This window comes from Streptomyces sp. NBC_00029 (assembly GCF_045160505.1).
Classification (GTDB): domain Bacteria; phylum Actinomycetota; class Actinomycetes; order Streptomycetales; family Streptomycetaceae; genus Streptomyces.
This window is the reverse complement of sequence record NZ_CP108292.1, coordinates 4,968,196-4,989,982: the sequence shown is the minus strand read 5'-3', so window position 1 is coordinate 4,989,982 and position 21,787 is coordinate 4,968,196. Positions and strand designations below refer to the sequence as shown.

Annotated in this window: 23 protein-coding genes; 11 read left to right on the top strand and 12 right to left on the bottom strand. The window is 72.3% G+C overall.

Translation table 11 applies throughout. From position 1 onward, the window contains the following. The first annotated feature begins 11 nt into the window (after positions 1–11). The gene (locus OG753_RS23385; protein WP_405789981.1) at positions 12–320 is read left to right on the top strand and encodes a hypothetical protein; all 309 of its coding nucleotides are present in this window, start codon (positions 12–14) and stop codon (positions 318–320) included. Here OG753_RS23385 and codA read toward each other — a convergent pair. Then, positions 301–1,602, bottom strand: a complete 1,302-nt coding sequence (gene codA, locus OG753_RS23380) for a cytosine deaminase (protein WP_405789980.1) — start codon at positions 1,600–1,602, stop codon at positions 301–303. The two genes, OG753_RS23385 and codA, sit on opposite strands and share 20 nt — an antisense overlap. A gap of 35 nt (positions 1,603–1,637) precedes the next feature. Then, a complete protein-coding gene (locus OG753_RS23375; protein WP_327263654.1) occupies positions 1,638–1,805 on the bottom strand; it encodes a hypothetical protein in 168 nt (55 codons plus the stop codon). 97 nt (positions 1,806–1,902) lie between these two features. Here OG753_RS23375 and OG753_RS23370 point away from each other — a divergent pair, with 97 nt between their 5' ends. Both OG753_RS23370 and OG753_RS23365 read left to right on the top strand, forming a co-directional pair. Beyond that, on the top strand, positions 1,903–3,708 hold the full coding sequence (locus OG753_RS23370) for a prolyl oligopeptidase family serine peptidase (RefSeq protein ID WP_405789977.1): 1,806 nt from the start codon (positions 1,903–1,905) through the stop codon (positions 3,706–3,708). 43 nt (positions 3,709–3,751) lie between these two features. Next, positions 3,752–4,513: an SURF1 family protein gene (locus tag OG753_RS23365; RefSeq protein WP_327263652.1), complete on the top strand. Its 762-nt coding sequence runs from the start codon at positions 3,752–3,754 to the stop codon at positions 4,511–4,513. Between the two features lie 213 nt (positions 4,514–4,726). On the opposite strand, the gene OG753_RS23360 is transcribed toward OG753_RS23365, so the two are convergent. The 7 genes from OG753_RS23360 to OG753_RS23330 all read right to left on the bottom strand — a co-directional run bounded on the left by OG753_RS23360 (position 4,727) and on the right by OG753_RS23330 (position 10,789). After that, positions 4,727–5,812, bottom strand: coding sequence for a hypothetical protein (locus OG753_RS23360; RefSeq protein ID WP_405789975.1), 1,086 nt, complete (start codon positions 5,810–5,812; stop codon positions 4,727–4,729). Beyond that, on the bottom strand, positions 5,809–6,468 hold the full coding sequence (locus OG753_RS23355; protein ID WP_405792774.1) for a SigE family RNA polymerase sigma factor: 660 nt from the start codon (positions 6,466–6,468) through the stop codon (positions 5,809–5,811). The genes OG753_RS23360 and OG753_RS23355 overlap by 4 nt, the downstream gene beginning before the upstream one ends. Before the next feature lie 245 nt (positions 6,469–6,713). Then, positions 6,714–7,787, bottom strand: coding sequence for an aspartate-semialdehyde dehydrogenase (locus tag OG753_RS23350; protein WP_405789973.1), 1,074 nt, complete (start codon positions 7,785–7,787; stop codon positions 6,714–6,716). Beyond that, positions 7,784–9,058, bottom strand: a complete 1,275-nt coding sequence (locus OG753_RS23345) for an aspartate kinase (RefSeq protein ID WP_327263648.1) — start codon at positions 9,056–9,058, stop codon at positions 7,784–7,786. The genes OG753_RS23350 and OG753_RS23345 overlap by 4 nt, the downstream gene beginning before the upstream one ends. A gap of 109 nt (positions 9,059–9,167) precedes the next feature. Beyond that, complete coding sequence (locus OG753_RS23340) at positions 9,168–9,815, bottom strand: DUF5063 domain-containing protein (RefSeq protein ID WP_327263647.1); 648 nt, start codon at positions 9,813–9,815, stop codon at positions 9,168–9,170. After that, entirely contained in the window at positions 9,808–10,407 is a 600-nt protein-coding gene (gene recR, locus OG753_RS23335) for a recombination mediator RecR (RefSeq protein ID WP_030010802.1), read from the bottom strand. The genes OG753_RS23340 and recR overlap by 8 nt, the downstream gene beginning before the upstream one ends. Positions 10,408–10,444: 37 nt before the next feature. Continuing rightward, the gene (locus OG753_RS23330; protein WP_327263646.1) at positions 10,445–10,789 is read right to left on the bottom strand and encodes a YbaB/EbfC family nucleoid-associated protein; all 345 of its coding nucleotides are present in this window, start codon (positions 10,787–10,789) and stop codon (positions 10,445–10,447) included. 270 nt (positions 10,790–11,059) lie between these two features. On the opposite strand from OG753_RS23330, the gene OG753_RS23325 reads away from it, so the two are divergent. Then, positions 11,060–11,806 (top strand): SLATT domain-containing protein, encoded by a 747-nt coding sequence (locus tag OG753_RS23325; protein ID WP_327263645.1) that lies wholly within the window; start codon positions 11,060–11,062, stop codon positions 11,804–11,806. 208 nt (positions 11,807–12,014) lie between these two features. On the opposite strand, the gene OG753_RS23320 is transcribed toward OG753_RS23325, so the two are convergent. From OG753_RS23320 to OG753_RS23310, 3 genes are all read right to left on the bottom strand, one after another. After that, positions 12,015–12,665, bottom strand: a complete 651-nt coding sequence (locus tag OG753_RS23320) for a hypothetical protein (protein ID WP_327263644.1) — start codon at positions 12,663–12,665, stop codon at positions 12,015–12,017. A gap of 110 nt (positions 12,666–12,775) precedes the next feature. Then, positions 12,776–13,441, bottom strand: a complete 666-nt coding sequence (locus OG753_RS23315; protein WP_327263643.1) for a GntR family transcriptional regulator — start codon at positions 13,439–13,441, stop codon at positions 12,776–12,778. 342 nt (positions 13,442–13,783) lie between these two features. Beyond that, a complete protein-coding gene (locus OG753_RS23310) occupies positions 13,784–15,142 on the bottom strand; it encodes an aspartate aminotransferase family protein (protein WP_405789970.1) in 1,359 nt (452 codons plus the stop codon). Positions 15,143–15,321: 179 nt separating this feature from the next. Between OG753_RS23310 and OG753_RS23305 the strand changes: the two genes are divergently transcribed. From OG753_RS23305 to OG753_RS23275, 7 genes are all read left to right on the top strand, one after another. Beyond that, positions 15,322–15,951, top strand: a complete 630-nt coding sequence (locus OG753_RS23305; RefSeq protein WP_327263641.1) for a DJ-1/PfpI family protein — start codon at positions 15,322–15,324, stop codon at positions 15,949–15,951. Continuing rightward, on the top strand, positions 15,944–16,528 hold the full coding sequence (locus tag OG753_RS23300; protein WP_405789967.1) for a MarR family winged helix-turn-helix transcriptional regulator: 585 nt from the start codon (positions 15,944–15,946) through the stop codon (positions 16,526–16,528). Before OG753_RS23305 ends, OG753_RS23300 begins: the two co-directional genes overlap by 8 nt. Before the next feature lie 346 nt (positions 16,529–16,874). After that, positions 16,875–17,264: a nuclear transport factor 2 family protein gene (locus OG753_RS23295; RefSeq protein ID WP_327263639.1), complete on the top strand. Its 390-nt coding sequence runs from the start codon at positions 16,875–16,877 to the stop codon at positions 17,262–17,264. A 171-nt stretch (positions 17,265–17,435) separates the two neighbouring features. Next, a complete protein-coding gene (locus OG753_RS23290; protein ID WP_405789965.1) occupies positions 17,436–18,491 on the top strand; it encodes an alpha/beta hydrolase in 1,056 nt (351 codons plus the stop codon). Next, positions 18,484–19,722, top strand: coding sequence for an acyltransferase (locus tag OG753_RS23285; RefSeq protein ID WP_405789963.1), 1,239 nt, complete (start codon positions 18,484–18,486; stop codon positions 19,720–19,722). The genes OG753_RS23290 and OG753_RS23285 overlap by 8 nt, the downstream gene beginning before the upstream one ends. Positions 19,723–19,744: 22 nt before the next feature. Beyond that, complete coding sequence (locus tag OG753_RS23280) at positions 19,745–21,067, top strand: sensor histidine kinase (RefSeq protein ID WP_405789961.1); 1,323 nt, start codon at positions 19,745–19,747, stop codon at positions 21,065–21,067. Further along, complete coding sequence (locus OG753_RS23275) at positions 21,064–21,735, top strand: response regulator transcription factor (protein WP_327263635.1); 672 nt, start codon at positions 21,064–21,066, stop codon at positions 21,733–21,735. The genes OG753_RS23280 and OG753_RS23275 overlap by 4 nt, the downstream gene beginning before the upstream one ends. The last annotated feature ends 52 nt before the right edge of the window (positions 21,736–21,787 follow it).

The following is a 21,787-nucleotide window of genomic DNA, read 5'->3' as shown; positions in this document are numbered from 1 at the left end:
TATCCGACGCGGTGACCGATATGCGTGACCTGTTGCGGTACGAGGCCCCCGCGTGCGTCTGCATCCGGTCCAGCGGGTTGGCCGCGATCCGGGTGGCCGCACCGCCGGCCACGTACGCGGCCGGCGGTGCGGTCGGGCGTGCGGGCGGCCTGGTCCTCGACCGGGGCCAGGAACGCTGCGCCGAAGCCGCCCCGCGGGTACGCGGCCAAGAGGCCGGCGGTGAAGGCGGGATCGAACGCGGCGACGCGCAGACCCGAGACGTCCGCGCTCGTGCCGACCTGCAGCAGGTGGCTCTCCACCTCAGCGCAGGCGGCGGCTGAAGTCGATCTCGGACGGGGGCTCCCCCGGCCAGTTCAGCCGGGTCGGGGCGGGCGGGGTCTCGGCGAGGACGGTCCCGCGCGAGACGACGTAGCGCGGGCGGACCTGGCGGCGGATGGCCTCCTCGGGCGTCGGGGCCGGGAGCAGCACGAAGGAGGCGGGGGCGCCCGCGGTGATGCCGTACTCCGTCTCCGCGAGGCCGAGCACCCGCGCCGCGCGCTCCGTCACCATCGAGAAGGCCAGCGGGATCTCGTCGGCGCCGGTGAGCTGGGCGGCGTACAGCCCGACGAGGGCGGTCTGCAGCGGATTGGCGGTGCCCAGCGCGTTCCAGGGGTCCATCACGTCGTCGTGGCCGAAGGCGACGTTGACCCCGGCCGCCAGCATCTCCTTGACCTGGGTGAGGCCGCGGCGCTTGGGATAGGCGTCGAAGCGGCCCTGGAGGTTCAGGTTGGCGAAGGGGTTGGACACCAGGTTGATGCCGGAGCGGGCGAGCAGCCGCTGGAGTTTGTAGCTGTAGGCGCCGTTGTAGGAGCCCATGGCCGTGGTGTGCGAGGCCGTGGCGCGTTCGCGCAGCCCCGAGCGCAGGGCGAGGGTGGCCAGTACCTCCACGAAGCGCGACTGCTCGTCGTCGATCTCGTCGCAGTGCGCGTCCACCCGCAGGCCGTGTTCCTCGGCCAGCGCGAAGGCCGTGCGCAGCGAGGCCACGCCGTCCTCGCGGGTGTCCTCGAAGTGCGGGATCGCGCCGACGACGTCCGCGCCGCGGGCGACGGCCTCGCGCATCAGCCCCTCGCCGCCGGGGAAGGAGACGATGCCCTCCTGCGGGAAGGCCACGATCTGCAGGGTCATGAAGTCCCGCACCCGGTCGCGCACCTCCAGCAGCGCTTCGAGCGCGGTGAGGTCCGGGTCGGTGATGTCGCAGTGGGTCCGCACGTGCAGCACCCCGTGGGAGGCCTGCCAGCGCAGCACCTCGGTGGCCCGCGCGATCACGTCCGCGCGGGTCAGGGTCCGCTTGCGCTCGCTCCAGCAGGCGATGCCCTCCCAGAGGGTGCCGGAGGCGTTGGGGCGCGGCTCTCCGGCGGTCAGGGCCGTGTCCAGGTGGATGTGCGGCTCGACGAAGGGCGCGCTGAGCAGTCCGCCGTGCGCCTCGATGAGGATCCCGGTGACCGGTGGTTCCTTCTGGTCGTCGTACGGGATCACCCGCGCGATGCGGCCGTCCTCCGCGACCTCGACGTCGGACAGGCCATGGGTGTGCAGCAGCCGGGCGCCCCGGACGATCATCCGCATGGCGTCAGCCTAGAAGGCTACGGCCCGGAGCGGGCCTAGCCGCGCTTGGCCTGGGCCTTCTGCTGCATGCCGCGCGTCTTCGCCGCGGTGCTGTGGCTGTCCCGGACCGCGGCCTTGGCACGGGCCTCGGCGGCCGTGTTCTTCGCCAGAGCGCGCTCGGAGTCCTGGTGGATGTGGTGGCCGCTGCGGGCCTTCTTGGCCATGATCGTTCCTCCTCGGACGGGACGGCCGACGCGTTCCACTGTGCGCCCGTTCGGAGCAGTCGGCACCTCGGGCACGGCTGCGGCCACAATGGGGCGCATGACCAGCGACAGTGAGACCACCCCCGAGATGCCCGACTGGGAGAAGCGGTTCAGGGCGCCGCGCGTAGGGCTCCCCGACTGGGCCGAGGACGCCCCGGACCGTTCGCTCTTCGTCTCCAACGCGACCGGAACCTTCGAGATCTACGCCTGGGACCGCACCACCGGCGCGCAGCGGCAGGCCACCGACCGCCCCAACGGAACCACCGACGGCACCCTCTCCCCCGACGGCGAGTGGATCTGGTGGTTCTCCGACACCGACGGCGACGAGTTCGGCACCTGGGTGCGCCAGCCCTTCGCGGGCGGCCCCGACGAACCGGCCACCCCGGGCCTCGCGCCCTCGTACTCCGCCGGGCTGGTCATCGGGCGTGACGGGACGGCCGTCGTGGGGCGCTCCACCGACGAGGACGGGTCGACCGTCCACGTGGTCCGGCCGGACGGCTCCGCGCCGGCCGTGATCTACCGGCACCGCGAGTCGGCCGGCGTCGGCGACCTGTCGCGCGACGGAACGCTCGTGGCCGTGGAGCACACCGAGCACGGCGACGCGATGCACTCCGCCCTGCGCGTCCTGACCCTCACCGGGGACACCGTCGCCGAGCTGGACGACACCCGGGGCGGTAGCGAGGAGCTGGGCCTGGAGGTCCTCGGCTTCGCACCGGTCGAGGGCGACACCCGCCTCCTCGTCGGCCACCAGCGGCGCGGCCGCTGGGAGCCGATGGTGTGGGACGTGTCCACCGGCGCCGAGCAGGAGCTCGCGATCGACCTGCCGGGCGACGTCAGCGCCGAGTGGTACCCGGACGGCAGCGCGCTGCTGGTCGCGCACAGCTTCGAGGCGCGCAGCGAGCTGTGGCGCTACGACCTGACCGCGCGGGAGCTCGTACGCGTGGACACGCCGCCGGGGTCGGTGTCGGGGGCCACGGCGCGGCCCGACGGGACGGTGGAGTACCTGTGGTCCTCGGCCGCCGAGCCCTCGACGGTACGGTCCACCGCGGGCGGGATCGTCCTGGACCCGCCGGGCTTCCGTGCTCCGGGCTCGGTCCCGGTGGAGGACGTGTGGGTGGAGGGCCCGGGCGGGCGGATCCACGCGCTCGCGCAGCGGCCGTCGGGCCACGGCGAGGGCCCCTTCCCGACGGTCTTCGAGATCCACGGCGGGCCGACCTGGCACGACAGCGACTCCTTCGCCTCGGCCCCGGCGGCCTGGCTGGACCACGGCTTCGCCGTGGTGCGGGTCAACTACCGCGGCTCGACGGGCTACGGCCGCGAGTGGACCGACGCCCTCAAGCACCGGGTCGGGCTGATCGAGCTGGAGGACATCGCGGCGGTCCGCGAGTGGGCGGTCTCCTCCGGCCTCGCGGACCCGGCGCGCCTGGTGCTGTCGGGCGGTTCCTGGGGCGGGTACCTGACGCTGCTGGGCCTGGGCACGCAGCCCGGCGCCTGGGCCGTGGGCCTGGCCGCCGTACCGGTCGCGGACTACGTGACGGCCTACCACGACGAGATGGAGGCGCTGAAGGCCCTGGACCGGACCCTCTTCGGCGGCACGCCGGAGGAGGTCCCGGACCGCTTCGAGGCGTCCTCGCCGCTGACGTACGTGGACGCCGTGAAGGCGCCCGTCCACATCGCGGCGGGCGTGAACGACCCGCGGTGCCCGATCCGCCAGATCGACAACTACGTGGACCGGCTCGCCGCGCGCGGGGCGGTGCACGAGGTGTACCGGTACGACGCCGGGCACGGCTCGCTGGTGGTGGAGGAGCGGATCAAGCAGGTCCGGATGGAGCTGGAGTTCGCGTTGAAGCACCTGCCGCGCTGACCCTGCGGGAGGGCCGCCGGTGCACCCCCCGTACGGTGGTGGGGTGCACCGGTTTCTCCTGACCCCGCGCTGGTGGGGGATCAACGTCTTCGTCGCGCTCGCCGTGCCCTTCTGCCTGTTCATGGGGTCCTGGCAGCTCGGCCGGTTCGAGGACCGCGTCGACAGCCACCGGGAAGCGACCGCCGAGCGGCCCGCGGACCGGGTGGCCGCGCCCCTGGACTCGCTGCTCCCGGTCGACAAGAGGACCTCCGGGCAGCTGGCCTCCACGGCCGGGGAGTACGGCGACCAGCTGCTGGTGCCCGAGCGGCGGCTCGACGGCGCGTCCGGGTTCTACGTGCTGACGCTGCTGAAGACCGACTCCGGCAAGGCCGTCCCGGTGGTCCGGGGCTGGCTGCCGGGGGTGGCGGATCCCGCGAAGGCTCCGGCCCCGCCGACCGGCCGGGTCGAGGTCACCGGGGCCCTGCAGCATGCGGAGAACTCCGGCACCAAGGGGGTCCACTCCCAGGGCGGCCTGCCGGCCGGGCAGCTCGGGGTGATCGGGGCGGCCTCGCTGGTCAACCTCGTCCCGTACGACCTGTACGACGCCTGGCTGACCGTGCAGACCCCGTCGGACGGGATGATTCCGGTGCCCGCGCAGGCGCCGACCAACACCGGGCTCGACCTGAAGGCCTTCCAGAACCTCGGCTACACCGGCGAGTGGTTCGTCTTCGTCGCCTTCGTGCTCTTCATGTGGTTCCGGCTCTACCGCCGCGAGGTGGAGACCATCCGCGACGCCGAGGCCGGCCTGCTGGAGCCGGCCGCCTAGGTCGTCTCTTTCGGCTCTTGTCGGCCGAGCCCGCGTTGTCCGGTGCCGTGCATCGCAAGCCGGAGGAGCTCCCTTGTACTGGACGTACTCGGGAGCCCCGACAACGCGGCGAGGTGCGGTGCCGGGCGACGCGGGCCCGGCAAGATCCGAAAGAGACGACCTAGGTCCGGCCCGTACCAGCCCGCGAGCCCGGCGTGATCGGCAGGACACCCGCTAGGACACGGGGATCGCGCCCGTCCGGTAGACCGTTCCGCCGCAGGCCTCGGGGATCGTCGTCTGCGTGGTCGAGGCCCCCGACTGCGGGGTGTGCGAGACGGCCACGCCGCCCGGGGCCGGGGCAGTGCCCTGCTGCGGTTCGGAGGCCGGACCGCTCCCCGTACCGGCCGAGGTGCCCGCGGAGCCGGTCTGCGGCGGCTGCCCGCCCCCGCCCGGGGTTCCCGGCGCACAGGTCTCCCCGGACGGCACCCACGCGAAGCGGACCTCGTAGGCCTTGTTCGGCGGGAGCACGAGGGCCGGGGACGCGGCCGACGGGTCGGGGAGCAGTCCGCTCGCCGGGTCTCCGGCCGTGTGGCCGACCACGGCGACCGCGGAGCCCGCACCGGTCCCCGTACCGGGCGCCGGTGCGGCCGTCACGCTGTCCTGGCCGCTCACGGCGCAGCCCTGAGCGGAGACGTTGGTGATCCGGAAGCTGCCGTACACCCTGCCGTCGGTCTCCGGGGTCCGGGCCGAGCCCACCACCCCGAGCTGGTCCGGGCCGCACCCGGGCACACCGGGCGCCGCCACCGGCGGCAACGGGCCCGGGCCGACCACGGAGCCGCCGGTTCCGGCGGGTCCCGCGGAGCTGCCGGCGCCGGCGGGGCCGGCTGTCAGACCGCCCGCCGGGGAGCCGGGCGTGGCGTTCGGTGCCCCGGTGACGCCGCCCACGGCCGGGTCGTCGCCGAGGGAGTCGGACGACCTCGGCCGGTCCCCGAATCCGTTCAGATGGGGGTCGGACGCGGACGTGCCCGGCTTCTCGCCGGCGACCGTGCCGTGCCCCGCCATGGCCGGGTGGTCCGCGGACGCGCCCTCGGCCGCCGTCAGGTGCAGGGCGGCCGGGACCGCGGTCCCGGCGAGCAGTACGACCGCGGCGGCGCCGACGAGGGCGGCCCGGCGGTTGCGGGTCCGGCGCGCGGGGACGGCGTCACGCAGCCGCTCCAGTGCGTCGGCGGAGGGCTCCAGGCCCTCGACCGCCCCGCGCAGGAGGACCCGGAGCTCGTCCTCCCCGCTTCCTGCGCCCTGCGGAGTGTGATCGTCCATCATGACTGCGCAGCCTCCATCGCCACCCGCAGCGCGGCAATGCCCCGCGATCCGTACGCCTTCACCGAACCGAGCGATACTCCGAGCGTCTCGGCGACCTGGGCCTCCGTCATGTCCGCGAAGTAGCGCAGTACGAGCACTTCACGCTGGCGTCGCTGCAGTCCGCGCATCGCCTTGATCAGATCGTCCCGCTCCAGCTGGTCGTATGCGCCCTCTTCGGCGCTCGCCATGTCCGGCATCGGCTTCGAGAGCAGCTTGAGGCCGAGGATGCGGCGGCGCAGGGCCGAGCGCGAGAGGTTGACGACGGTCTGGCGCAGGTACGCCAGGGTCTTCTCCCGGTCACGGACCCGGTTGCGGGCCGAGTGCACCCGGATGAAGGCCTCCTGGACCACGTCCTCGCAGGAGGCGGTGTCGTCGAGGAGCAGCGCTGCCAGGCCCAGGAGCGAGCGGTAGTGCGCCTGGTAGGTCGCGGTGAGGTGGTCGACGGTGGTGCCCGCCACCACCTCGGCCGTCTCGCTCTTGGCCGCCCCGTCCGCCTCAGCGCTGTCGCGCGGTGCGGGCACGAGGCCGCCCCGGATCGGTACGGCAGTCCGTACGGGCGCCTGGGACGGCCCCGCCGGCGGGACGGGCACGATCACGGGAAAACCGCCACCGGGCACGCGGGAGCCCCGGCGCGACGGGATGATCCCGATCTGCGCCGGTCGGACGACTGGTTCCAGCAGTGCCTCTGCCACGCCAGTTGGACACGCGTCCCCCCATCAGGGTTGTACGCGCGAGGCAGCCTCACCAGCAAAATCCCTATTGCCCTCATGCGTACCCGCTCTTCCCGATTGCCCCGTCTTATCGAGACGGCAGTCGGGCCATCACCTTGATCAAGGGATCAGCACCGATCCTACAAAGCGAATTACGCAAATTCACCTGCGATCAGTTCCGCGATCTGTGTGGCATTCAGCGCAGCGCCCTTGCGGAGATTGTCCGCGCACACGAAGAACTCCAGGGCGTAAGGATCGTCGAGCGAGACCCGCACCCGTCCCACCCAGGCGGGATCCGTGCCGACGGCGTCCACGGGGGTCGGGAACTCCCCCGCCGCTGGGTCGTCCACGAGCACCACGCCGGGGGCCGCCTCCAGGATCTCCCGGGCGTGCGCGGCCTCCACCTCGCGCTCGAACCGCGCCCGTACCGTCAGCGAATGCCCCGTCAGCACCGGTACCTGGACGCAGGTCACCGACACCGGGAGCTGCTCGAGCTGCAGGATCCGGCGCGTCTCCCCCCGTACCGCCAGCTCGTGCGAGGACCAGCCGTCCGCGCGCAGCTCTCCGGACCAGGGCACGACATTGAGGGCGAGCGGAGCCGCGAAGGGGCCGGTGTCCTCCCCCACGGCACGGCGTACGTCCCCGGGCTGCTCGCCCAGGGAGGTCCCGGCGACCAGCGACTGCTGGCGGCGCAGCACCTCGGAGCCGGCCCGGCCGACGGCGCTCGCGGCCTGGTACGAGGAGACGGCCAGGTCGCGGAGGGAGTACTCGGAGTGCAGCGCGCCGAGCGCCGCGATCATGGTGGCGGTCACGCAGTCCGGGCCGGCGACGATCCCGCGCGGCCGGATCCGTACGGCGTGCCCGTTGACCTCGGGCACCACCAGCGGGACCTCGGGGTCCTCGCGGAACGCGGCGGACAGGTCGATGGCGACCGTGCCGCGGGCCGTGACGACGGGGGCCCATCGGGCCGAGACGTCGGCCGGGGTGAGGAAGAGGGCGATGTCGCCCGGGCCGAGGCCGTCGAAGGCGTCCTCGGTGAGGGAGATCACCTCGCACTCCCGCGCCCGGACGGCCAGCATGCGGCCGGCCGAGCGCGCGGAGGCGATCAGGCGGATATCGCCCCAGACGTCGGCCCGCTGGGACAGCATCTGGAGCAGGACCGAACCGACTGCTCCGGTCGCCCCGACCACGGCGAGTGCCGGGCCGGAGGACCGGGTGCGGGTCATCGTCCGGTGCCTCCGTAGACGACGGCCTCGTCGCTGTCGGAGTCGAGGCCGAAGGCCGTGTGCACGGCGCGGACGGCCTCGTTGACGTCGTCCTGGCGGGTGACGACCGAGATGCGGATCTCCGAGGTGGAGATCAGCTCGATGTTCACGCCCGCGTCGGACAGCGCCTGGAAGAAGGAGGCGGTGACGCCCGGGTTCGTCTTCATGCCGGCGCCGACCAGGGAGATCTTGCCGATCTGGTCGTCGTAGCGCAGGGAGTCGAAGCCGATCGCGCCCTTCGCCTTCTCCAGGGCGTCGATGGCCTTGTGGCCCTCGGACTTGGGGAGGGTGAAGGAGATGTCCGTGAGGCCCGTGGAGGCCGCGGAGACGTTCTGCACGATCATGTCGATGTTGATCTCGGCGTCCGCGATGGCACGGAAGATCGCCGCGGCCTCGCCCGGCTTGTCCGGGACACCGACGACCGTGATCTTGGCTTCGGAGACGTCGTGCGCGACTCCGGAGATGATGGCGTGCTCCACCTGCGCGTCCCCTTGCGGATTCTCGTTGCTGACCCAGGTGCCCGGCAGTCCGGAGAAGGACGAGCGGACGTGGATCGGGATGTTGTAGCGGCGCGCGTACTCGACGCAGCGGTGCAGCAGCACCTTGGAGCCGGAGGCCGCGAGCTCCAGCATGTCCTCGGACGAGATCCAGTCGATCTTCTTGGCCTTCTTCACGACGCGGGGGTCCGCGGTGAAGACGCCGTCGACGTCGGTGTAGATCTCGCAGACCTCGGCGTCCAGCGCCGCGGCGAGCGCGACGGCGGTCGTGTCCGAGCCGCCCCGGCCGAGGGTGGTGATGTCCTTGGAGTCCGCGGACACGCCCTGGAAGCCGGCGACGATGGCGATGTTGCCCTCGTCCAGCGCGGTGCGGATACGGCCCGGCGTGACATCGATGATGCGCGCTTTGTTGTGGACCGAGTCGGTGATCACGCCTGCCTGGCTACCGGTGAACGACTGGGCCTCGTGGCCCAGGTTTTTGATCGCCATGGCCAGCAGGGCCATGGAGATCCGCTCCCCGGCGGTCAGCAGCATGTCGAATTCACGCCCGGCAGGCATCGGGGATACCTGCTCGGCGAGATCGATCAGCTCGTCCGTCGTGTCGCCCATCGCGGAAACCACGACGACCACCTGGTGGCCGTTCTTCTTGGCATCCACGATCCGCTTGGCGACACGCTTGATGCCCTCGGCATCGGCTACGGAGGAGCCTCCGTACTTCTGCACGACAAGGCCCACGTGCGCTCCTCGCTCAATCCGTCTCATTGCTGGTGCAGTCTAACGAGCGACCGGGATCCGACCGCCTCGTACCACATCATGAGACGAGAAGATCAGAGAATGAGTTCCCTCAGATACGGCCGAGACCGCCGAGCTCTTCGGCCATCACCTGTCCGGCCTGCTCCGCGAGATCGTCCTCGGCCAGGTCCTCGTCCGTGTCCAGGCCGTCCAGGGCGGCGAGGGGCTGGTCGAGGCGGACGTGGGCGATCAGCGACTGCAGGGCGCGCAGGGTGGCCGAGGCCGTCGGACCCCAGTTGGTGAAGTACGAGAACTGCCACCACCACAGCGCCTCGGTGATCCGGCCCGCCTGGTGGTGGATCAGGCCGTGCCGCAGGTCGGCGACCATGTCGGCCAGGTCGTCCGAGATCCGGTGCGCGACCGGGGCCTTGCGCGGCTCGTACGGGTCGAAGACCTCGGAGTAGACGTCGACCGGCTCCAGCATGACCGCGAAGCGCTCGCGCAGAATGTCCACGTCCGGCTCCGGGCCCAGGTCGGGCTCGTAACGCTCGTCGGGCAGCACGTCCTGGTACGCGCCCAGCCGGCCGCCCGCCAGCAGCAGCTGGGACACCTCCAGGAGGAGGAAGGGCACCGCGCTGTCCGGGTCCTCGCCCTTGGCCACCTCGGTGACCGCGACGATGAAGGACTCGATCTGGTCCGCGATCGAGGCGGCGAAGTCGTCCGGATCCTGTCCCAGGGCGTGCAGCGTTGCGTCAGACATCGAGAAGTCGCCTTCCTTCAAAGGCCCGCCCGAGCGTGACCTCGTCCGCGTACTCCAGATCTCCCCCGACGGGGAGCCCGCTGGCCAGGCGGGTTACCTTCAGGCCCATGGGCTTGATCATGCGGGCGAGGTAGGTGGCGGTCGCCTCCCCCTCCAGGTTCGGGTCGGTGGCCAGGATCAGCTCGGTCACCTCTCCGTCCGCCAGGCGCGCGAGCAGCTCGCGGATGCGCAGGTCGTCCGGTCCGACGCCCTCGATCGGGCTGATCGCACCGCCGAGGACGTGGTACTTGCCCCGGAACTCGCGCGTCCGCTCGATCGCGACGACGTCCTTCGGTTCCTCGACGACGCAGATGACCGTGGTGTCCCGGCGCGGATCACGGCAGATGCCGCACCGCTCCTCCTGCGCCACGTTCCCGCACACCGCGCAGAACCGGACCTTGTCCTTGACCTCCAGCAGCGCGTGCGCGAGGCGGCGGACGTCGGTGGGCTCGGCCTGCAGGATGTGGAAGGCGATCCGCTGCGCGCTCTTGGGCCCGACGCCGGGCAGCCTGCCCAGTTCGTCGATCAGGTCCTGAACCACGCCTTCGTACAACGGACTGCCTTCTTTCGTCGGGTAGGGATGAGGTGGGCTAGAACGGGAGGCCGGGGATGCCGCTGCCGCCGCCCAGGCCCTGGGCCAGGGGGCCCAGCTTCTGCTGCTGGAGCGCCTGCGCGTTCTCGTTGGCCGCCTGCACCGCGGCCACCACCAGGTCGGCGAGCGTCTCGGTGTCCTGGGGGTCCACGGCCTTCGGGTCGATCACCAGCGCGCGCAGCTCACCGGAACCGGTGACGGTCGCCCTCACCAGACCGCCGCCGGCCTGGCCCTCGACCTCGGCCTGTGCGAGCTCCTCCTGCGCGGCCGCGAGATCCTGCTGCATCTTCTGGGCCTGCTGGAGCAGCTGCTGCATGTTGGGCTGGCCACCACCGGGAATCACAGGGCACTCACTCCATACGTCGTACGTCGAGACCTTCGGAACGCTTGGTCAATCCGAGCCTACGTGCTCCCCGGGCGCCGCGCCCTACGCCGTGAGGACCAACTCTTTCGAGTGAGAGACGGGGCGTACGCGTACCTGATGAAGACCTCCTTGCGGGCGGAAAACCCGGGAATCGTCGCCCATCGCCCGTCATTCGAAGGTAGGAAGAGCATGCGCATCATTGCGCACACGCGCACCACCACACGTCAGCGCAGGCAGAGGGAGTGCCGGGTGAGCCAGCCGGAGATGCAGCCCGAGGGGCCACCCCGGGATCCCCGGGAGGAAGGCGGCGGACCTATGGCGGCGGGCGATCTGACCGGCCGGCCGTTCCCCCTCGGGGACTGGGGCGAGCCCGCCGAGCGGCTCGACGAGCTCTACCGGCGGGTCGAGGCCGATGCGCTGCGCACCGCCGAGTGGTACCTGTCCGACCGGGCGTGGAAGCGGCGCGGTGCGCGCGTGCTGCGCGCCGGGGCGGCCGTCGGCGCCGTCACGGGCGCGTCGATGCCGCTGCTGGAACTGACGGGCTCGATCCCGGGCGCCTCCACGTACGGATACCTCGCGCTGCTGCTGGGCGCGGCCGCGCTCGCCTGCGACCGGTTCTTCGGGCTGACGTCCGGGTGGATGCGGGACGTGGCCACGGCCCAGGCGGTGCAGCGGCGGCTCCAGACCCTCCAGTTCGACTGGGCCTCGGAGAACGTGCGCGAGGTGCTGGGCCCCACCGAGGGCACGGCCAGCGAGGCCGCGGAGCGGTGCCTGACCGTGCTGCGCCGCTTCTCGGAGGACATCACGGAGCTGGTGCGCTCCGAGACCGCGGACTGGATGGTGGAGTTCCGGGCCGGGCCCGCGCCGCTGGTCATGCAGTCGCTGGGGGCTTCCGGGGGCCGGGCGGACGCGAGCATCCCGCCGGCGCGCTTCCCGCTGCCGCCGGGTACCCGGCCGAACATGCCCCGCCAGCGGCCGCCGGAGCAGCCGCGCTGAGACGTTTTCCCGGGCCCTGCAGCTTCTTCCGGGGCTTCCGGGTTTCAGGGGGCCGTCCGGTTCAGGGGGCGTCCGGTTCAGGGGCCGTCCGGGGTTCAGGAGGCCTTCCGCGGTCTGCTGCCGGCGCGGCGGCGGGGCCGGTTCCGCGCACGGATCCGTACCCCGCCCACCGGTCGCAGGCCGCCGGTCGCCGCCGGCCGGACACGGCTCAGCTGAAGATGATCATCGATCCCTGGCCGAGGCTCCGCGTCGCGGCCGCGTGCAGGCCCAGCCACACGTGCCGTTCACGGGCGAAGGGACTGCCGTCGTACGGAATCGGTCCCGCGGGCTCCTCCAGCTGCGTCGGCCGCCCCGGCGGCGCCGGCGCCGCGGGCGGGTTCCCCGGGTCTATCCCGATGGCGGGGGCCACGAACAGCAGCTCGCGCAGCAGCCCCTGCGCGGACCCCAGCGGCCCGCCCCCGGCCAGCAGCTCCTCGTTCGCCAGCGGTGCCGCGAAGTCCACCGGGACGTACGCCCCGGCATGGTCGTAGTGCCACACCAGGTGCGACTGCTGGGCCGTGGGCTCGAACATCTCCAGCAGCTGCTCGTAGTCCCCGCCCAGCTCGTCGACCGGGGTCACGGGCAGCCCGCAGAGCTGGAGCAGGTACGCCCGCCGCAGGAAATGCAGGGCGTCGTAGTCGAAACCGGCGACCGGGGCGACGTCCCCGCTCAGGCCCGGCATGTAGGCGAACACGGGCACGGACGGCAGTCCGGCCGCGCCCAGCGCCTTGTCGTACGAGGCGATCTCTTCCGCGAAGGGGTTGTCGGGGCTGTGGCACAGCACATCGACAAGGGGGACCAGCCACAGGTCACAAGCCACGCAGCCTCCGATCAGTCATTGCCGCCGATCGGGCCAGAGTAGTGGGCCGGACACCCTCCGCGAAGGGGTGCGCATAACCTCGGGGCTGACCTCGGGGCTGACCTCGGGGCTCAGAGGCGGGCGGCCCAGGCCAGCGCGTGCTCGTTGTAGCCCTGCACGATGGAGCGCACCGCGTCGGCGTCGGCCCGTGTCACCGCGTCCACCAGCTCGCTGTGGCCGTCCCACAGCGCCGCCCGCAGCTGCGGTTCGCGCTGGAGGTGAGGGACGGCGAAGACCCAGCACTGCACGCGGATGCGGTGCAGGAACTCGGAGATGTAGGTGTTGGCGACCAGCCCGCTCAGCTCCCGCCAGAAGCGCAGGTCGTAGCCGATCAGCACTTCGAGCGAACCGCTCTGGGCGGCCCTGCGCGCCTCCTCGCCCCGGCGGCGCACCGACACCAGCAGCTCGCCGGAGCCGGGGGCGGTGCCGCGTTCGGCGAGGCGGCGGAAGATGCCGTCCACGACCAGCGAGCGGGCCTCGATCATTCCCCGGAAGTCGTCGACGGAGAAGATCCGCACGCGGAAGCCGCGGTGCTGGACCAGTTCGAGCAGTCCCTGGGCCGAAAGGTCGACGAGCGCCTCGCGGACCGGGGTCGCGGAGACCTCGTACTGCTCCGCGATCTGCTTGACGGTGAACTCGGTCCCCGGAGGCAGGCGTCCCGCGAGCACCTCGTCGCGCAGCGCGTCCGCGATCTGCTGGCGGAGCGTGTTGCGGGTGACAGCTCCGCTGCCTGGCATAGGGGTCCGTCTCCTGTCGTAGAGCTCCGGACACCATAGGCCAGACAACGCGGCTGAAAACCGATCGGTAGCCAACCGATATACCGATCGGTAGCCAACCGAGATGCGAAATCCGCACCCGCCGTGCAGGTGCGGATTTCGCGTCGCCCGGGTTGCGGCCCCGGCCCCCCGGGCGGACCTAGGTCCTGTCGGCAAAGTCCCGCCTGGCCCGCGGCGCCCGGCACCGCACCTCGCCGCGTTGTCGGGGCGCCCAAGTACGTCCAGTACTCGGGCGCCCCTCCGCCTTGCGATGCACGGCGCCGGACACCGCGGGCCCAACCGGCGCTACTTTGACGACAGGACCTAGCCGGTGGTGTGGCGGTCGGCGACCGTCAGTGCCTCGTCGAGCAGGGCCAGGCCCTCCTTCGCCTCGGCCTCCGTGATGGTGCAGGGCGGGACCACGTGGGTCCGGTTCATGTTCACGAAGGGCCACAGGCCGGACGCCTTGCAGGCCGCCGCGAATTCGGCCATCGGCGCGTTGTCCGCGCCGGCCGCGTTGTACGGGACGAGCGGCTCGCGCGTCTCCTTGTCCCGTACGAGCTCCAGGGCCCAGAAGGCGCCGAGCCCGCGGACCTCCCCGACCGAGGGGTGCCGCTCGGCGATCTCGGCGAGCGCCGGGCCGATGACGTTCTCGCCGAGGTGGGCGGCGTGCTCGATGACGCCCTCCTCCTCCATGGTGGTGATCGTCGCCACGGCGGCGGCGCAGGCCAGGGGGTGGCCGGAGTACGTCAGTCCGCCCGGGTAGGGGCGAGTGGCGAAGGTCTCGGCGACGGCGGCCGAGATGGCCACGCCGCCGAGCGGCACGTAGCCGCTGTTCACGCCCTTGGCGAAGGTGATCAGGTCGGGGGTGACGTCCCAGTGGTCGGCGGCGAACCACTTGCCGGTGCGGCCGAAGCCCGACATGACCTCGTCCAGGATGAAGACGATGCCGTGGCGGTCGCAGAGCTCGCGGACGCCCGCGAGGTAGCCGGCCGGCGGGGTCATGATGCCGGCGGTGCCGGGCACGCTCTCCAGGATGATCGCCGCGATGGTCTGCGGCCCCTCGAAGGCGATGGTGTCGGCGAGGTGGGCGAGGGCGCGGGCGCACTCCTCGGCCTCGGTGGTGGCGTGGAAGGCGGAGCGGTAGAGGTACGGGCCCCAGAAATGCACGACGCCGGCGGCGGCCGTGTCGGAGGGCCAGCGGCGCGGGTCGCCGGTCAGGTTGATCGCGGCGGCGGTGGCCCCGTGGTACGAGCGGTAGGTGGAGAGCACCTTGGCGCGGCCCGTGTGCAGACGGGCCATGCGGACGGCGTTCTCGACGGCCTCGGCGCCGCCGTTGGTGAAGAAGATCTTGTCCAGGTCGCCCGGGGTCCGCTCGGCGATGAGGCGTGCGGCCTCGGAGCGGACGTCGACGGCGAAGCCGGGCGCGAGGGTGCAGAGCCGGCCGGCCTGCTCCTGGATCGCGGCGACGACCTTGGGGTGCTGGTGGCCGATGTTGGTGTTCACCAGCTGGGAGGAGAAGTCGAGGAAACGCTTGCCCTCGTAGTCCCAGAAATACGACCCCTCGGCCCCTGCGACGGCGAGGGGGTCGATCAGGGCCTGGGCGGACCAGGAGTGGAAGACGTGCTTCCGATCTGCGTCCTTCACGGCGGCAAGGGTGTGCGGGGTGACATGAGGGGTCATGACGTCACGCTAGAAGTGCGCAGGTGGGGCGGGATATCGGCGGACTGTATGGGGGTGGGGGGCGGCTCTCGGCAGTCTGTCTGCGAGAGGGCCCGAACCCTCCCGCGGGATTGACAGCATCCTGTCGTTATGACAGTCTATTGTCATAGAGCAGGAACCACGCTGGAGGCGAAAGCACCATGAGCGAGACCCCGCGCAAGCCCGTCCACCTCGCGGTCTACGACACGTACGCGGACTGGGAGACCGGCCACACCACGGCGCACCTCACCCAGCGCGGTCACGTCGTGCGCACGGTCGGCCTCGACTCCTCGCAGCCGGTCACCACCATGGGCGGCGTCCGCATCCAGCCCGATCTGGCCCTGGCCGACCTCCGGCCGCAGGACTCCTCGCTGCTGATCCTCACCGGCGCGTCCCTGTGGGACACGGGCGACGAGCTGGCGCCGTTCGCGGCGAAGGCACGGGAGTTCCTGGCCGCCGGGGTCCCGGTCGCGGCGATCTGCGGAGCCACCGCCGGCCTCGCCCGGGCGGGCCTGCTCGACGGCCGCACCCACACCAGCGGCGCGTCCTTCTACCTGGCGGAGCAGCCGGGCTACGGCGGCGCCGACGGCTACGTCGAGGCCGACGCGGTGACCGACGGCGACCTGATCACGGCGGGGCCGACGGAACCGGTGGCCTTCGCCCGCGAGGTCTTCGCCCGCCTGGACGTCTACAAGCCGGAGGTCCTGGACGCCTGGTACGGGCTCTTCCACGACTCGGACGTCAGCGCGTACCCGGTCCTGATGGCGGCAGCGGCGGCCGGCGATGCGTGAATCGGTGCACGAGCCGCTGTCGCTCGGGGACTCCCGGACCCGGCAGGACCTGCTGAGCCGCACCGCGCTCGGGGTGTTCCGGCTGAACGGCCAGTTCCTCGCCATCTCGGAGGAGCTGGCCAAGCCGGCCGGGCTGACGGCCGCCTGGTGGCAGGTCCTGGGCGCGGTGCTGCGCGAGCCGCTGCCCGTCGCGGGCATCGCCCGCAGCATGGGCATCACCCGGCAGAGCGTCCAGCGCATCGCGGACCTGCTGGTGGCCAAGGGCCTGGCCGAATACGCCCCGAACCCCGCCCACCGCCGGGCGAAGCTGCTGCGGCCCACGCAGGAGGGCCTCGAGGCGGTGGACCGGATCGCCCCGGGGCACGCGGCCCTGGCGGCCCGCCTCGCGACGGAGCTGGGCGACGCCGCCTTCGCGGAGACGGTCCGCGCCCTGGAACGGCTGGCCTCGGCCCTGGACGCGCTGGAGGCCTCGACGCCGACCGCGTCACTGGTGGCGGCCGCGGATCCGGATCCGACCGCAGCTCCGACCTCAGCTCCGGCCGCCATTCCCGGACCGCCGGGCCCCGAGGCCGCTTAGGTCGTCTCTTTCGGATCTTGTCGGTCGGGCCCGCGTCGTCCGGTGCCGTGCATCGCAAGGCGGAGGAGCGCCGTTGTACTGGACGTACTGCGGTGCTCCGACAACGCGGCGAGGTGCGGTGCCGGGCGACGCGGGCCTGGGGGCACCTCCCAGCGGTAGCTGGGGGAGCAAGATCCGAAAGAGACGACCTAGGCGCCGTCGGAATGGCCGCGTGTTCCTGCTGGACGGCACGGCACTCGGCGCCCTGCCCGTGTTCTGAGCGGCCCCGGCGGGCGATTGTGTCGAAGTCAATAAGCCTGCAAGCAATGCTTGTTACGTATAACGGGGCTGTCGGACACTGCGGCACATGGAGCCGTTGAAGGTAGTGGCACAACTGTGGGAGCGAATAGAGGCACGCGACTGGGACGGCGTGGCCGCGCTCATTGCCGAGGACGCCGTCATCGAATGGCCCGTGAGCGGTGAGCGCATCGTGGGGCGCGCCAACTTCATAGCCGTGAACAGCGACGACGGCTACGCGGACGAGAGATCCGTGGAACTGCTGCGGATCCTGGCCGACGGGAACCTCGTGGTCACCGAGGTGGAGATACCTCAGGACCACGTCGTCTACCGGGCCGTCTCCCTCTGGACCGTGCGGGACGGGGAGATCGTGGGGGCGAGGGAGTACTGGACCAGCCCCGGTCAGGATCCGGCGCCGCGCTGGCGGGCAGGCTACGTCGAGCCCTTGGTGGCGGACTGAGCGGCGTGGACTTGGGCCTGGCCTTGGCTCTTGAGTATCGCCCGTCATACCTGAGAGCTACGCGCGAACACGGCTCCATGGCGTGACGCCGACCACGGGTCTTGATTTCTAACTTCGGTAGCAGAGAGGAGCATTGACGGCTCTTCCGGGCGACTACCGAAGGAAGAGGCCATGGCAACGGGGACGGGGACCGCGAGCGGGAACGGGAGCACGAGCGGGAACGGGGCGGGGGCAGGGGCGGCGGCTGGGGCGGGCACCGCGCTCGGCACGGGGCGGGTGCGGGCCGGCGGCGGCCGGCTGCGCCGCACCCTGCTGGCGGCTCTGGTCGCCGCGGCCGTGGCGGTCCCCATCACCGCAGTCGCCTCGCCGAAGGTTCCGGCCCCCGCGCCCGCCACGTTCGCCGAGGACGCCACGCCCCGGAGCCGGTATGCCGCCAACAGCGCCAACATCGCCGAGGCGGTCCGTATGGCCGAGGGCGCCGACCGTCCGGGGAGGGCGGCCGGGCTGCGCGCCATGGGGGCGGGCGGAGCAGGGCAGTTCCTCACCTTCGACGGCCGGGGGAAGGGACGGGCCGTCGAGGTGTTCGGCGAGCTGGAGAGCGCCGACCGGGTCGCCGTCCTGGTGCCCGGCTCCGACACCACCCTGGACACCTACGAGAGGTTCCGTGCGGGGGCCCTCTCCCTCCAGCAGCGCCTGCGGGCCGAGCATCCGCGCTCCGCCGTGGTCGCCTGGCTCGGGTACGACACCCCCGGCACGGTGAGCACCACCGTGCTGACCGCCGCCCGGGCCGACGAGGCCGCAGCAGAACTGGCCCCCTTCCTGGACCGGTTGGGGGCCATGGCGGAGCCCGGGGCCCAGGTATCCCTCCTGTGCCACTCCTACGGCTCCGTGGTCTGCGCCCGGACCGGGACCGGGAACGCGGTCAGCGACATGGTGCTGTTCGGCAGCCCGGGTACGGGGGCCGGAGCCGCACGGGAGCTGCCGACCGGGGCCCGGGTGTGGGCCGGCCGGGGCAACGGGGACTGGATAGGCAACGTCCCGCACGTCCGGATCGGCGGAATCGGTTTCGGGACCGACCCGGTCGACCCCGTCTTCGGGGCCCGGGCCTTCACCGCCGGCGCCGTCGGCCACAGCGACTACCTCAAGCCGGGCACCGCGTCCCTGGACAGCCTGGCCGCCATCGTCCTCGGCACCACCGCTCCCGCATCGGAGGCCGACCATGCGTAGGCTCCGCGCCCGCTGGAACGCCCTGGCGGCGGGCATCGACGCGGCCACCCCGGCCGACCGTGACCGGACCGTGGACGCGCTGCGGGCCTTCGCGATCCTCGGCGTGGTGCTCGGCCACTGGCTGGTCACCGCACTGACCGCCCATGACGGCGGTCTGAGCACCACCAGCCCGCTGGCGCACATGCCGTGGCTGGCGCCGGTGTCCTGGATGTTCCAGACGCTGTCCGTCTTCTTCCTGGTCGGCGGCCATGTCGCCGCCCGCGGGTACGCGTCGGCGCGCGAGCGCGGGGTCTCGTACGGCGCCTGGGTCGGGCAGCGGCTGGGGCGGCTGTTCCGTCCGGTCGCCGCGGTGCTCGTCCTCTGGGCGGTCGTCGCGGGCGGGATGCTGGTCGGCGGGGCGGAGTTCGACACCGTCCGGTCGCTGGTCGGTCTGGTGCTGTCGCCGCTGTGGTTCCTGCTGGTGTTCGCCGCGCTCATCGCGGCGACCCCGCTCGTGGCGCGGCTCGGCCCGCTGTGGCCGCTGGCCGTGGTGGCCGCCGTGGACGTGTGGCGCTTCGGGCTCGCGGGGCCCGCGTGGATCGGCTGGGTCAATGTGGCCGCCGGCTGGCTCGTCCCCTTCACGCTGGGCGCCGCCTGGTCCCGTGGGGCCTTCGCCCGGCGCCGGCCGGCGCTGCTCCTGTTCGGCGCGGGGGCCGCGGCCACGGCCGCGCTGATCCTCTGGGGCGGGTACCCGGCGTCCATGGTGGGTGTCCCGGGGGCCTCGGTATCGAACCTGAGCCCGCCGACGCTGGCCGCGGCCGCCTTCGGACTGGCCCAGTGCGGGCTGGCCCTGCTGGTGAGCGAGCCGCTGGCCCGGATCGTGCGACGGCCCTCGGCCTGGGCGAAGGTGGCCCTGGTGAACCTCTCCGCCATGACCGTCTTCCTGTGGCACCAGACCGCCATGATGGCCGTCACCGCCCTCGGGCTGCTGGTCTCGGCCGACCTTCCCGGGCTGCACACCGTGCCGGATTCGGCGGGCTGGATAGCGGCCCGGCTGCTGTGGCTCCCGGTGTTCGCTGCCGCACTGGCGCTCTGCTGGGCCGCGTTCCGTGTCCACGAGCAGGGCGGGCGCCGCCCGAAGCCTTCCCCCGCTTCCCCTACTTCCCGTGCAGCCCGCGCCGCCCGTGCAGCCCGTGCCGCCGCCGTCTCCCGTACCGGAGCGGGCCCCGCCAAGGAGAGAACCCATGTCTAGGGCCCGCCTTAGCCTGGACGGCGTGAACCAGCAGACCGAGCCGCCTTCCGCCGACGCAGCCCGCCTCCGCCTGCCGCGCGGCCTGGCCCGGGAGCTGTTCACCGTGAAGCGGGACCCCCTCCCGAAGATGTCACGGCCGCGCTGGCTGGCCTGGCTGCCGCATGTGGTCCTCTGCTATGTGGCCATCCCCTGCGGTGTCCTCACGGGCATGCAGCTGAACGACCATTACAAGGTGGTCGGTTCGGCCGTCCTGGGCCTGTCGCTGCTGACGTCCGTCTCCGTCGTGCTCAGCATGTTCCGGCCGATCGCCGCCTGGTGGCTCGGTCTCGTCACCGCGGCCCTCATCGCGTGGGTCATCCACGACCACGTCGGCCAGGGACAGTCCTGGCCCTGGACCCCCGCCGGGCCGGTCACGGTCGCGCCCCTGATCCTGATGGTCGCCCTGCGGGTGCCGCCCCGCGTGACCGTCGCGGTCATCGGCATCACGCTCGCCCTCAACGGCCTGGCCGACGTCGTCCTCAGGCCGCCGCAGAGCCAGACGATCATCGGCGGGGTGGCCCTCCTCTTCGGGTTCGTGGGGATCCTCGGCTACGCCCTGCGCGCCACCCGCCTCACCCGCGGCAAACTCGTCGAGCAGGAGACCCTCACGGAGGAGGAGCGGGCCCGGCGCACCCTGCTGGAGGAGCGCAGCCGGATCGCCCGCGAACTGCACGACGTGGTCGCCCACCACATGTCGGTGATCTCCATCCAGGCGCAGGTCGCCCCGCACCTCGTGGAGAACCCGTCGGAGGAGCTCAAGGAGAATCTGGCCGGCATCCGGGAGAACGCGCTGGAGGCACTGACGGAGCTGCGGCGGGTGCTGGGCGTGCTGAGGTCGGAGCAGCCCGACGATCCCGCGAACCCCCACCATCCGCAGCCGACCCTCGGCGAGCTCGACGGCCTCGTGGACAACGTGCGGGGGGCCGGGCTGGACGTCACGACCGAGATCGCGGGGATACGGCGGCCGCTTACCCCGGGCGTGGAGCTCACCGCGTACCGGATCGTGCAGGAGGCGCTGAGCAACTGTCTGCGCCATGCGCCCGGTTCGCAGGTGGAGGTGGGCATCGCCTACGGGCCGCGTGATCTGCACCTGTGCGTCGCGAACTCCGCGCCGACCCGGTCGGCCCCGCCCTCGCCCGGAGCGGGGCACGGGCTGCTGGGGATGCGGGAGCGGGCGGGCATGCTGGGGGGCGAGCTGGCCGCCGGCCCGCGCCCCGACGGGGGGTACGAGGTGAGCGCCGTACTCCCGATGGATCCGCAGGACCGGCCCGCGGTTCCCGAACCCGAGACGAAGAGGGCCTCATGAGCACCCCGATCAAGGTGATGATCGCCGATGACCAGATGATGGTCCGGCAGGGCTTCACCGTGCTTCTCAACGCACAGCCCGACATAGAGGTCGTGGGACAGGCGGTGGACGGGGCCGACGCGGTGGCGAAGGTCGCCGAGCTGGCCCCGGACGTGGTGCTGATGGACATCCGCATGCCGGGGATGGGCGGGATCGAGGCCACGTCCGTCATCACCGGTGTTCCGGACGCCGCCGTGAAGGTGCTGGTGCTGACGACTTTCGATCTCGACGAGTACGTGTACGAGGCGCTGCGGGCCGGAGCCTCCGGGTTCCTGCTCAAGGACGCCTCGGCCGACCAGCTCGCCGAGGCGGTGCGGGTGGTGGCTGCCGGCGAGGCGCTGCTCTCGCCGAACATCACGAAGCGCCTGATCACGGAGTTCTCCCGGCTGGGGGCGCCGCGGGCGCCGTCCCGGGCCCGGATCGAGGCGCTGACGGAGCGGGAGACCGAGGTGCTGTCGCTGATCGCCCAGGGCCTGTCGAATGCCGAGATCTCGGAGCACCTGGTGCTGGCCGAGCAGACGGTGAAGACGCATGTGAGCCGGATCCTGGTGAAGCTGGGGCTGCGGGACCGCACGCAGGCGGCGGTGTTCGCGTACGAGACGGGTCTGATCCGTCCGACGGGCTACTGAGGAACCCGTGTAGTACTTGAGGGGGACCCCGAGAAATCCCCATCAGCGGCGA